Source organism: Opitutaceae bacterium, from assembly GCA_041395105.1.
Lineage (GTDB): Bacteria > Verrucomicrobiota > Verrucomicrobiia > Opitutales > Opitutaceae > B12-G4.
In genome coordinates, this window is record JAWLBB010000004.1 from 330,646 (window position 1) to 342,201 (window position 11,556).

General features: G+C 55.9%; 11 protein-coding genes. All 11 read right to left on the reverse strand.

The annotated features are described in order from the left end of the window. Positions 1 to 176: 176 nt before the first annotated feature. Complete coding sequence (locus R3F07_15105) at positions 177 to 911, reverse strand: class I SAM-dependent methyltransferase (GenBank protein ID MEZ5277707.1); 735 nt, start codon at positions 909 to 911, stop codon at positions 177 to 179. A 286-nt stretch (positions 912 to 1,197) separates the two neighbouring features. Next, on the reverse strand, positions 1,198 to 1,620 hold the full coding sequence (locus tag R3F07_15110) for a hypothetical protein (GenBank protein MEZ5277708.1): 423 nt from the start codon (positions 1,618 to 1,620) through the stop codon (positions 1,198 to 1,200). 66 nt (positions 1,621 to 1,686) lie between these two features. Beyond that, positions 1,687 to 2,151 (reverse strand): GyrI-like domain-containing protein, encoded by a 465-nt coding sequence (locus tag R3F07_15115; GenBank protein ID MEZ5277709.1) that lies wholly within the window; start codon positions 2,149 to 2,151, stop codon positions 1,687 to 1,689. A 95-nt stretch (positions 2,152 to 2,246) separates the two neighbouring features. After that, positions 2,247 to 4,118: an amidohydrolase gene (locus tag R3F07_15120; protein MEZ5277710.1), complete on the reverse strand. Its 1,872-nt coding sequence runs from the start codon at positions 4,116 to 4,118 to the stop codon at positions 2,247 to 2,249. A 135-nt stretch (positions 4,119 to 4,253) separates the two neighbouring features. After that, positions 4,254 to 4,808 carry an N-acetyltransferase gene (locus R3F07_15125; GenBank protein MEZ5277711.1) on the reverse strand — a complete coding sequence of 185 codons (555 nt, stop codon included), beginning with the start codon at positions 4,806 to 4,808 and terminating at the stop codon, positions 4,254 to 4,256. Between the two features lie 15 nt (positions 4,809 to 4,823). After that, positions 4,824 to 5,267 carry an ester cyclase gene (locus tag R3F07_15130; protein MEZ5277712.1) on the reverse strand — a complete coding sequence of 148 codons (444 nt, stop codon included), beginning with the start codon at positions 5,265 to 5,267 and terminating at the stop codon, positions 4,824 to 4,826. 163 nt (positions 5,268 to 5,430) lie between these two features. Beyond that, entirely contained in the window at positions 5,431 to 5,937 is a 507-nt protein-coding gene (locus tag R3F07_15135; GenBank protein ID MEZ5277713.1) for a DUF4440 domain-containing protein, read from the reverse strand. A gap of 468 nt (positions 5,938 to 6,405) precedes the next feature. After that, positions 6,406 to 7,404 carry an alpha/beta hydrolase gene (locus R3F07_15140; protein MEZ5277714.1) on the reverse strand — a complete coding sequence of 333 codons (999 nt, stop codon included), beginning with the start codon at positions 7,402 to 7,404 and terminating at the stop codon, positions 6,406 to 6,408. A 468-nt stretch (positions 7,405 to 7,872) separates the two neighbouring features. Then, positions 7,873 to 8,322, reverse strand: coding sequence for a VOC family protein (locus R3F07_15145; protein ID MEZ5277715.1), 450 nt, complete (start codon positions 8,320 to 8,322; stop codon positions 7,873 to 7,875). 18 nt (positions 8,323 to 8,340) lie between these two features. Further along, on the reverse strand, positions 8,341 to 9,102 hold the full coding sequence (locus tag R3F07_15150) for a M23 family metallopeptidase (protein MEZ5277716.1): 762 nt from the start codon (positions 9,100 to 9,102) through the stop codon (positions 8,341 to 8,343). 1,359 nt (positions 9,103 to 10,461) lie between these two features. Beyond that, on the reverse strand, positions 10,462 to 11,556 hold a 1,095-nt coding region (locus R3F07_15155), incomplete at its 5' end, for a cellulase family glycosylhydrolase (protein MEZ5277717.1).

Sequence of the window (11,556 nt, forward strand, 5' to 3'; positions counted from 1 at the left end):
GCGCCGGATCGAAGGGGGCACTCCGCAGCTGGCCGGTGCGGCGTCCGGGTCTCCGGCTAAGACGAACCTGCGGATTGGTTTGATACGCTGCCATCCAGGCCATATTCCCGGAAGTTCGGCCTTTCGAGGAAGGACCACATCGATAGTGGGACGCAAGCTGCCCAATCATCAGCACGTCATAAGGTATTGGATACATCATCCGGTACAGCTGGTGGATTGGCTGTCTCCGATTTCCTCGCCTGGAATATCGCGATCTGATAGCGGCCTCTGACTTTCTGATAGGATTCAGGAGTCAGATACTTCCGGATCTTCTCGCCCACTGGCGTTTGACGGAATGCCGACAGGCGAAGACCAGCCCGATCGATCGCCTCGAAGTATTGCCAGAATCGGTGCTGGTGGATGTCGGATTCCGCAGCAAGATTGAATGAAAGCGTGGAAGACATCTCATAGCTCTCCCAGTCCATTTCGGGATGCGTCACTGAAAAAGTGATCGTGCCGGACGGTTTCAAGACGCGCGCAAATTCCGCCAGCGGAATCGTCAGATCAGGAAGGTGCTTCAGCGCTTGTGCGCAGTTGATTTTGTCGAAGCTGGCCTCCGGAAAGGGAAGAATGCCCGTCAGGTCCACACAGCGAAAAGCGACGGTCGGCATTTTCTGTCGCGCAACACGCAGCATGCCCTCTGAAAAGTCAATCCCCACAACGTGTGCTTCCTTACTCTGAAACAAACGGCAATACCTCCCGGTTCCACAGGCCGCGTCAAGGATGTGCTCCCCCGGCGCGGCGGCGACCATGTCCACAACGTCATCCTCCTCCATCGCCGTGTGGGGATTCGGATCGAGATCATACATTTCCGACCACTGATCGTATGCGCTTCTGTTCCTGTTCGCAGGCATTTGTTTGGCGAATTTCAAGGTGTAAGTGGGGGCGCGTGCGCCATTGCCGGGGCCTCCCGGTTCGCCTTCATGTTTTCAACACGAGGGATATGAAACATGCAAAAGCGAAAACCAGGAGCAATCCCATCATTGGCATTCATCCGAACAATGCTGCTCGTGGTGCATCGTCTGATTCCCCTACGTAGATTCCCCGGATTGCGGAACGAATCGCCGAAACCGTCAAACACAGGGCATATAGAGCTCTTTTCGTTTTGTCTCTGATACACAGGATTTTCTGTCTATGGTTTGCGGCCGGACGTGACGGTCAGCGCGGAGTGCTTGCGCGAGCTTTCTGTGCCGACTGTTCCGTCTGTTTTCCTTGAGCATTCCAAATGGCTGTGACGTCGAAGTAGAATTCGTGCTCTTCTCCGCCAGGCAGGACCACGCAAACGACACTGAGAATGCGACCATCAACCGAGTCCGTGCGGTGTGTGAAATGAACAGTCTCGTCGTCCTCCTCTCCGGTGGCACTTGATGAAATGCCTCCGGAGCAGCGCTGGAACCCCGGGCAATTTTCTCGAAGCCAGGCGTCTTCAGCGGCGACTCCATCTTTGATCAAACCGGAACTGAGGACAACGGGGGTGTCAGCCGACAAGCCAGCCTGAAGTCGAGCCGGAGCGCTTTTGTCTGACGTGCTCGTGCAACCAGCCGCTAGAATGCCGATGAGAAGGGTGGTCACGGTCTTCATCTGCGGGTCCGGGTAACAGACATGGCCGATGGCTCCCGCGGTTCGTTCGGCCCTCGCGTGCCTCTCCTACTTGAGGGGTAAATAGACATCCGTGATCGCTTCAGCTTCTTTCACGCCAGGCCCCACATTCACGTAGTGGAAGATGGCCGGATGGCCGGTCCAAGTCTCGCGGCTACCTGGAAGCCATACCTCGAAAAGGTATCTGGCTGCCCGGTTATTCAATCGCGATCCAATGTCCCGCGCGCGAGCACAGCGAAGACTCGGCAGCAATTTCTCGTAAATCCCATACCCATTCGTGCCGACGGGTCGATCGATCGAGAGGCAGAACTCAGCTCGATACTCCGACGGCTCCGCCGTTCGTGGATCGGCATAGTGCAACCCGTAGGTGCGATACTTCGCCTGGTCGAGAAGCCGGTTCTCGATCTTCCAACTGACGAGCTTTCGCACAGTGTCGTGCTCAAGTGCCGGGGAGCCCTGATGCTCGATAGCCGCGACGCGCGTTTCGGGAAAGATCACGATTTCGACATTCATCGGGGGAAAGGTTTTCTGCCGGACGTCTGCGTGGACTGAGGTGCGAAGCGCGTAGATGTGCCGCGGCTGGTTCGGCCTTGTGCTCTCCCAGCAGCCTAGCGGGCCTTCCCACCCGTGATTATGGAAGTAAGGCCGGCAACTGAACCGCAGAGGCAGCTCTCGGACTGATGGTTTCGATGTCCTCCGGCACTCGGGCAGAAAGCGCCAATTGCCCGGGCAAACGCGAATACAGAGCCGTTGCCGGATTGAAAAGAGGCGACTGCTTTTCTGGCGGTATCGAGTTCGAAGATCGTCGTTCCCTCCTTGATGGTCCTGATGACCTTGATCTGGTCGAGGGTCTCGGGATCGACCACAGTCGGATCCTGGTCAAGGATCACGAAGTCGGCCAGTTTGCCGACTGCGATCGAGCCCTTGGTGTCTTCCTCGAAGTGCTGCCACGCCGGCCAGATCGTCATGGCCTTGAGGGCGGTCATCACGTCGACCCGCTGATCGGGGCCGATGATGTCGCCGGACCGGGAACGGCGGGTGACTGTGGCGTCAAGTACCCGCATTGAATCCGGGAAGGCGACCGGAGCATCGTGGTGGGTGGTAAACCGCATTCCCTTTTTCACGCACCAGCCGGTGGGTGAAATGTTGTTGGAGAGAGCCGGGCCCACCGTGTGCTCGCGGTGCCAGTCGCCCCAATAGAAGGTGTGCATGGGAAAGAGCGAGGGAATGACGTCGAGGGATTTGAACGAATCCAACTGGTCTTCCCGGAGGAACTGGCCGTGGATGAGCACCGCGCGGCGATCTCCCCTGCCGTGCTTCTCGGTAGCAGCCGCAATGTAGGCGATCAACTGATCGGAAGCGGCCTCACCGTTGGCATGGGTCAGAAGCTGGATGTCATTCTCAAAAGCCCAGTCCACCGCATCCCCGACCTGCTCGGCGGTGGCGGCAGGATACCCGACATAGCCCGGTGGGTATTTGCCCACCGGCTTGTAGTAAGGCCGGTCGCGCCACGCGGTGAAGCCCTGCGGCGATCCGTCGATTGTGAGTTTGGCGCCGCCCACTCGGAAGCGATTCTTGTAGGTCGGGCTGACCTCTTTCTTGATCAAATCGCGGTCGATCAGCACATCGGGGTAGGCGACTACATCGATCTTGAGGTCGCCTTCGCCGGCGACCTCCTTCATCGCAGCCACGGCAGCGGGCATCGTCCGTCCATCCTGGGCTGTCGTGTAGCCGAAGCGCGCCCAGAGCTCCGTCCCGGCTTTGAGGAACACTCTGGATCCATCGCTTCCCACTCGCCCAAGCAACTTGAGTAGCAGCGGGAAGGCCGCCGTTTCCTCGAGCACGCCGTTTGGCTGCTCGCCGCCTTCCTTACGCTGGATGACACCCCCGGTCGGGTTCCGGGTCTGCGCCGTAATCTCTCCGACCGCAAGGGCCTTCGAGTTCACCGAGATGATGTGCCCCGACTGGTGGACGATGACGATCGGCACGTCTGTGGATACGGCGTCCAGGTCATCGCAAGTGGGATGCCTCAACTCGGCAAGCTGCGCATTGTCGTAGCCGAAGCCGATCACGAGCTTGATCTCCTTCACGGCCCTTGGGTTTTCTGCCATCCAGTCGCGGAGCGTCTGCTGGAGCGAGGCAATGTCCCTCACGTCGCCATCCGGTGGGGCCAGCATGTTTGCCGACAGAGCCTGCAACCCGCCGCCCATGACATGGCCGTGGGCATCGATGAATCCGGGAAGCATCGTTCGTCCGCCAAGGTTGATCAAGTCCGAGTCGTCGCCACTGGTCCTAAAGACCTCATCCTTCGCGCCGACAGCGAGAATTCTCCCGTCCCTCACCGCGACCGCCTCGGCCTTGGGCTGGGCGTCCTCCATCGTGACAATGGTACCGTTATAATAGATCGTATCGGCCGTTTCGGCGGACACCGCGAAAGCAAGAGCGCAGAAGGCGGTGACGCTGATTATTGGAGATTTCATGACGCTTGGTAACTCGGATTGTGTGAATCGTCAGGTGAAATCTCGCGTTCTCTCATCCATTTCTGCCGGACGCTCGGAGGTCAGGCGCGGCTTGTCAGGGCCGTCGCGCCTGCAGCGGAGTGTTGGCTATTCTCCTTACCAATGCTCCGGTCGTTTGAGCGATTCGGCACAAGCCAACTGGCCTTCAATCAGTTCCGGAACAAGCTTGCCCAACGGCCGGCACATCCAGGCATCGGGGTATGGAAGATCGTAGGGCGCACGCACTTTGTGTTCCGCGCTGAATCCGAATCTGCTGTAATAGCGGGGATCTCCCAGAACGAAGATCAGCTCGCCACCACGCTCCCGGAGTGCGGTCAGACCTGACTCGATGAGCTGCTTTCCGACGCCCATATGTTGGAACTCAGGCGCTACTGCCAAGGGCGCGAGTAGGTAAGAAGGACCTGACTTTGCGCCAGGAATTCGAACTGAGCTAAAGATTATGCTTCCGACCACGCCTTTTTCCGACTCAGCGACAAGCACCAGCATTGGTTCTGCGGATTTGTCGGCCATCAACTCCAATGCCAGATCGGCGACCAGCGGACCCTCATCTCCAAACGCTGCGAGATGAACTCCCCTGATATCCGGCGCATCTGATGATTGCGCTTCTCGAATTCGCACTGTGTCTGGAAGAGTGTCCAATGTGAAGGTCAAGCTCTCGTTCGTCAACTACCCACTCTCGGTAGTCTGCAACTGCGAGATCAGGCCAAACAGATCATAAACCACCCATCTTTCCCTGAGTTTTCCTCCTTCTACGCGATATATGGCTATCCCGTTCATGGAAATACTCCTTCCAGTCGGAGCAATTCCCCTGAATTCCCCCTCGTGGGTTCCCAAGAGTTTCCATCTCACCACTACCTTATCCCCCTCCGCGATGATATCCTCCACTTCATAGTGAGTATCTGGAAAACATCCAAGAACAGGGTTATAAAAGTCCCTGAATCCGTCGGGCCCTGTCCGACTATCCACCGACCAATCATGCGATCGAAATTCGGGAGCGACCAACTCATTGATCAACTCCTGGTTCCAGTCCGCGAAAACCTCAGCGTAAAATCTTCTCAACAATTCCTTGTTTTCACTCTCCATTCTTCCTTGTTCCTCAAATTGCCGCATTACGGGTGACTAAAAAGCCCTGTATCCATATTGTATTACGAGTTGATCGGTTCCTTTCCGAAATCCGGAGATGTGGTTCATGTTCGGCTTGGCGTTTGGGGCCAGGGATGGCCGCGCCGGCAGGCATCCCTGGAGCTGTTTGTCGGCTGTTCCCCTGATTGGCTTACTGAGGCGGCGCGGGTTCGTTGCTGCTCCACATGCCATAGATCGAGATCCATTTTCCGGTGGCGTCGCGCTTGAGGATCTCAGTGTACTTTCCTCCGTCGGTTATTGTTTCTCCGTTCTCTCCGGCAAATTTCAGTTCAAAAGTGCCAATCTCGTAACCGAGGTCTCCATCGCTTTCTGCATCAATCGTCTTGACGGATGCATCGACCAGGCCTGCGTCAATAAGGCCCTGCCAGTATTCTTGGATTCTGTCGCGTCCCGTTACGATCGGTTCGTTGGGTGGTAGCAACGACGCGTTCGCTTCGTAAAGCATGGCTGCCGCTGCTGCGTCTTTTGCGATCAACGCTTTCGCGAAGTCGCGATTCATCTGGCCCAGTTCTTCAATTGAAGCCGAATTTGTGGTGCCTGATTCGTTGCAGCCAACCATTGCGAGGCATGACATTACCACCACAGCAGCGATAGTTGTGAGTCGCATTGTTTTATTCATGATGACCTGTTTCCTCATTGTGTTCATTGATATGGCGTTTCGGCGAATGCCTGCAATTCAAAACCCGATTCTGCCGAATTCCAGCTAGAACTCGTCAGCCTAGAGGTGTGCTGGCAACGGCGCCTGCGAGGCGGAAAGGAATACACAAAGAATCCAGACCTCTTCGCCGGTCCACCAGGCGACCCCTTCTCGTCCGGCATCTGATTGGGCTGTGCCGTCTGACTCGGCCTGAAAGCCACCCAGCGATACACAGGCTATTGCGCGTCAGACCCTGTCGAGTTCAACAGACGGGCCTTGGAGTGGAAAGTCAAAGGTCGGATCCACGGCGCACCTTGCTGCTGTTGAGGTAAGGATCCACAGCCTGCCTCTTGAGCTCCTCGTCGTACGCTCTATGTGTTCTTGGCATGTCTGATTCTCCTTCCCAGACTGCCCACTTCTTGTCCACCAAATCAGGGGAGGTCTAGCGCTTCTGTTTCCCTTTTGGGTTCACTTCATCATGCCATGCATACGGAGCCAACGCGCAAAGGCATCGAACCAACCCGTGCTCGTCGTTTCCTTCGGATACATGCCGAAGCCATGGCCACCCTGCTCAAAAAGATGGAACTCCACGGGACGCTTTGCAGCCCTCCAGCTATCGATGATCCCGTAGCCGCCGTTACCGAAAAACGGATCGTCGGCGGCTAATGCAACGAACAGTGGCGGCGCATCTGCGGGCACATTGAAAGGCGCAAGCGGACCGTAGATGTTCCCGATGAAGGCGGGTTTAGCATCCTCTCCATTGGTTGTAGTCGCCAGCGTAAGCATCGCGCCAGCGGAAAAACCAACCATACCGATCCGTTTCGCGTCGATATGCCACTCGGCGGAGTGCTTACGGATAAGTGCAAATGCCGCGCGGGCGTCTGCAATCTGGGGCGCCAGACCAGCCATTCTCTCTTCCGGGTCGGGGCGCGGTGGTGGCTCATCACCCGAAAACATCTCCCGCATGGCCTTTTCGTACTCTTGCGGGTCCGCTGGTGTCTGGTTCAAGCGATACTTGAGGACAAACGCTGCAACACCTCTTTCCGCCAGAGCGCGGGCCACGTCCCAGCCTTCATTTTCCATGGACAGACTTGTGAAACCCCCGCCTGGTGCCACGACAACCGCCGCGCCGCTTGCCTTGGCAGGATCCGGAAGAAAGGGTGTCAGTGTCGCAACCGTAACATTGCGAACGAACCGACGGCCGTACTGATGGTGCCAGACCTCTGGGTTCTCCGCACCAGGTAGTGGACCAGTTCCAAGTTCGATTGCATCGGGCTGCGAAGGCGTGGTGATGGGCGTCATCGTGTCGTCGAGCGCATGTACCGCTGATGCAAGCACAGCAACCAAAGCAATTCCAGAGAACACCAGACGAGATTGGGTTGACCGCGCGACCGCGCGAATGGCCCAGAGACTTGATAGTTTTTTCATTTGCTCCTCCATCAGTTGTGTTGTGGTGGTCAGAATCAAGCTATAACGCACTGCAGATCGAAAGAATCGCCTATTGGCAAACGGTCTGACGCACAAATGCCTTTTCGAACCTCGCCGACTCAAAAGGAAATCGGTCCTTACTGCTTTCTCTGACTAAACGCCAGTGATTGCACGATAACAGGCGATTGAAATCTGCGTCAATGATCCGGGGAATTGGGTATGTCCGGCTTCCTGCATGAAGCAGGGACCAAGGCGCACGGCAAATTCTGCCACGTTCCTGGCACTGTCCCGCCCTATGTTTGCTAGATACTCGGCCAATACCCAAATAGCGTAACGTCGAGATCACCGATGGGTGTCAGTCACGGAGTGACTGTCACGAATTGAGCGGATCTTCCGGTTTTCCAGGCGTCTTGCATTCATCTCCTTTGATTTGGGAGGAGGCTGAGCTCTCACAAGGAGGTTTGCGCGTAGTGCTGAACGGAGTTGTGAGAAACGACTGGTTCGAATCTATTTCTTTCGAGCCTTAAGCCTTTTGAATTCCGCTTGCAGGGTGGGGTTTTGCATTGGAGTGAAGGCGTATTCGAGCTTCATGCCATCGGGATCTTGAAACCAAACCGCATAGTATCCGGGACTATAGCTCATCTCGCACGGGGGATCCAGCACGACTGCATCAATGCCTTTGAGAAGCTCGTAGAGCGAGTCGACTTCCTCTCGGGAGTTCGCATTCCATGCAAGATGCGCGAACCCGGGAGCCTCCTTGTCGTAGGTCTTGCCTTTGCCGGCTGTTCGGGTTCGCTTGATGATCAAGTCGCCGATTCCATCTTTGCTGCGGTAGAGGATGCAAGCCCCTATCCTGAGATGCTTGTAGTAGCCCAGATGCTCGCACAGTGGGTCATAGAATTTCTCGGAGGTGTCAACGCTGGCGACACGTAACTCGATGTGGTTGATTGAGGGCATATTCGATTCCTGGAGCGACTACAATGAGGCATGCGGGCCTTCGGCCGGCATGGGCCCTGGCGCCTGGTTCAGTGTCTTCTGTCCATTTGAAATGACGTCGCCTCGCTTCGGCGAGTAATTCTCTTGGGGAACTCCGTTCACCGTGATCGAGGGAAATACCATCCGCATTGCGACCGACTGGGCCATGCCAATCCCGGACTGCACATGCATGTGTAGGTGCGGTTCAGTCGAATTTCCCGAATTGCCGCACAATGCCAAAAAATCCCCCGCTTTGATCGGCTCCCCCGCCTCTCTCGCAATGGAACCCTGTTTGAAGTGGGCCAGCACTACGACGAATCCGTCAGGGGATTTCAGCATCAAATGATTCCCCATGGCTGATGACCGGTTAAGCTCTCCGGGAATGTTGTCCGGCACACCGTCCACCGCCACTTCCACGACCCCATCAATAGGCGAGTAAATCGGTTGCGCCCAGCATCCGTGACTTTCGTTCCTATTTGGATCCCCCTGACGGGTCTCGCTTTTGGTTCCGGATATGATCTTTCTGATATCGACGGCGCGATCTTGGGGAGGGCTTCCGATGTGGTGATTGTCCTTCGGATTTTCCCCACCCCAAGAAATGAACCATTCCCCATCGAAGGGCGCGTTTGCCAATACGACGTTCACGAAGGAACTCTGGCGTGGGGATTGCTTTGCCGTATGGACGGCGAAAGCAATGCCCGAGACTACACCGAGGATTCCTCCGAGCCCGAAGCCTAATGCGAAAACAACAGGTTTTTTCATGGTATTCGCCGAACGTCGAGGTCAGGCATGGAGTGACGCCAGCCTCACGTGATCGCCCGCACCGATTTGTTCAAGGGCTCCAGGTGGTCCAGGGCGTCTTCAAGTCCAGTGTATCGGGTGGTCGAAAGCCCCGATTCCTCCAGCATCTCCGTGGCACGTCGAAGACTGTCTCTATCGAATTTTCGATTCCACGCCATCGATTCCATCAACCCGCGAAACATCTCTTTCTTGCGGTGCACCATTCCAGTCTATCTTCGGAAGCATCGTCGAATGACCCGAACCTGTCGAAGCCAAAGGGGAGGAGTGAGCACGAAAATCCAATCCGCTTCCCCGAAGCTGTGAGCGCACCATCGAGAAAATAGCCCCTCCACAATCCATCTGTCTTGTGCGTCAGATTCCTCCAAGGCCGAATCCCTCGTCGCTGGATCGGTGAGGGAGCCACATCTCTGCTCAGCATGGTCGAAGAGTATCTCGTCAAGTTCGAGGACGGGAATGCCAAACCATTCAGCACCCATTCGAGTGATTAGGGGCTTTCCGCTTCCGGAACCTCCGGGATTGTGGACCTTCATGGCTCTTTTCCCGAACGCTGAAGTGTGGCGACGGCGACTCTCGACCAACGCTGGAAAATGCACGGCAGGTAGTCTGCCTTGCGGCTGTGGAGAGACCGGCGGTGCTCGGTCGCCATTGCCGCCACCAAATTGATTGAACCCTCGATTGATGCGTTCAAACCCGAACGCTCTCAGCAATGTAGTGCTTGCGCTATGCAAGAGCTGACGATGACACGTAACTATCTCAGTCTCGATCGTTTCCTTCTTGCATCCAAGACTGCACCAACACCCATTCCGATGGTGAAACCTATGACCATCCCATTGAGCGTACGGTCCAGCGGTATTCCCATGAGTGCTCCCAATGTGATGCCAGCAATGGTTCCTATGGAGATTCCTGTTCTCGAGCAGGAACGGTCAGTTTGGGCTCGATCGGATCCTTGATCTTGATGTTCGACGTCTTCTGTCATGGTAGTTCCGGTTTTCGACTTTTATTTGTTTACTGGCTGACTTCCCCAGTCAACCACGCCGTTACGGCGCAGGTTGGGCGAACTGGTTCGGCTCTTCAATCATAACATGCTCAACAAAGGCACGGCACTCGGTTTCCTTAATCTGCTCATACTGCCTCCGGCCGCCCGGGTGGCCTACATTACGGGACCTTCGGGGGAAGATACTCCGATCTGTGATTTTTAGCTGTATCACCACGCGGTCACGCGCCTTATTCTTCGCTCCCTGATAGGCGCGAGTGGCGGAAGCGTGCGTCACCTGTCAAGATCGCCGCTCGAAGCCATACGATGGCGACGGCTGCGATGCGTCACTTTCTGAATTCCTTCTTGATGACTTCAAACAAGGGGTTGTTGTTCCTCGGACGGGGTGGGTTGAGGCCCTCTTCCTTTGCTTTCCAGTATTCCCAGCCTAAACCATTGACCCCAATCTCATAGTCATAGCCGTCCCACTCATCTTCCCTGAATGAATAGAATGCCCAGTGGACTTCGCGCTTGTTCAGGGCCGAGATAACGTCGGCCAAGTAGCGGTCGCACCCAACATTTCGGCGATAGCACCCAAATTCGCCGCACACCAATCGATTATTGGCAATCTTCCGGTCTTGCGCCCAAGCAAAGAACGGCTGGAGGTAGGCTTCAATCTGATTGGAATCCCACGCCATCTCCTCGCCGGCAAAAGGAATCATTCCGGGGTAGGAGAGATTGCGTTTCTCGCGAAAGTTGGACGCGCTGGTAAAATCGTAGGGCTCATAGAGGTGGAATGAATAAAGAATCCTGGGATCGTCCATCTTGGGCCAAAAGGTGAAGGCCGCAGGCTGAGCATACCAGCCTGCGTCCAGCATTATTGGGGTCATGGGATCAACCCGGCGAATAGCCTTGATCACCGTGTCGTAAAAGGCAGGCAGATCATGGGATGTTCCCTGGTAGTCTGCGTACCATCTCTCATAGCGAGAGGCGGCTCCATGCTCGGCGAGATCTGTGCCCTTTTCAGGCGTTGGTTCGTTGATCAGATTATAGGCATAGACCGCCGGGTGATTCCTTAGGTTTCTGGCCAACTCCTCCCAGAATCGTACCGCCTGCTCCCAGTAGGCTTTGTCATTCCAGAGCCGGAGATCATCGCGGTCGTGATTGTTCTGAAACCATCGATTTCCAGGCAGGCCCAATGGAGTGATGACCACCTTGATTTCATGTTGTTGAGCCCAGTCGAGTACTCTGAATAACGAATTCAAGTCTTCCGTCACAAGGGAAGTAAAGCCGTCCGCATCACCCATCAGAAAATCGCGTTTCTCACCATCCCACTTCTCGTAAGCGAGACGGACCCATTCGACGCCCAGCTCCCTTGCCGCTTGGAACCACTGAATCCCAGGCTCGGCGTTGAAACAATTGGCGCCCTTTCGCGGGCTATC

Coding starts and splice junctions, on each gene's coding strand:
- R3F07_15110 (MEZ5277708.1), bottom strand. CDS start 1,620: ATGAAGACCGTGACCACCCTTCTCATCGGCATTCTAGCGGCTGGTTGC.
- R3F07_15115 (MEZ5277709.1), bottom strand. CDS start 2,151: ATGAATGTCGAAATCGTGATCTTTCCCGAAACGCGCGTCGCGGCTATC.
- R3F07_15120 (MEZ5277710.1), bottom strand. CDS start 4,118: ATGAAATCTCCAATAATCAGCGTCACCGCCTTCTGCGCTCTTGCTTTC.
- R3F07_15130 (MEZ5277712.1), bottom strand. CDS start 5,267: ATGCGGCAATTTGAGGAACAAGGAAGAATGGAGAGTGAAAACAAGGAA.
- R3F07_15135 (MEZ5277713.1), bottom strand. CDS start 5,937: ATGAGGAAACAGGTCATCATGAATAAAACAATGCGACTCACAACTATC.
- R3F07_15145 (MEZ5277715.1), bottom strand. CDS start 8,322: ATGCCCTCAATCAACCACATCGAGTTACGTGTCGCCAGCGTTGACACC.
- R3F07_15150 (MEZ5277716.1), bottom strand. CDS start 9,102: ATGAAAAAACCTGTTGTTTTCGCATTAGGCTTCGGGCTCGGAGGAATC.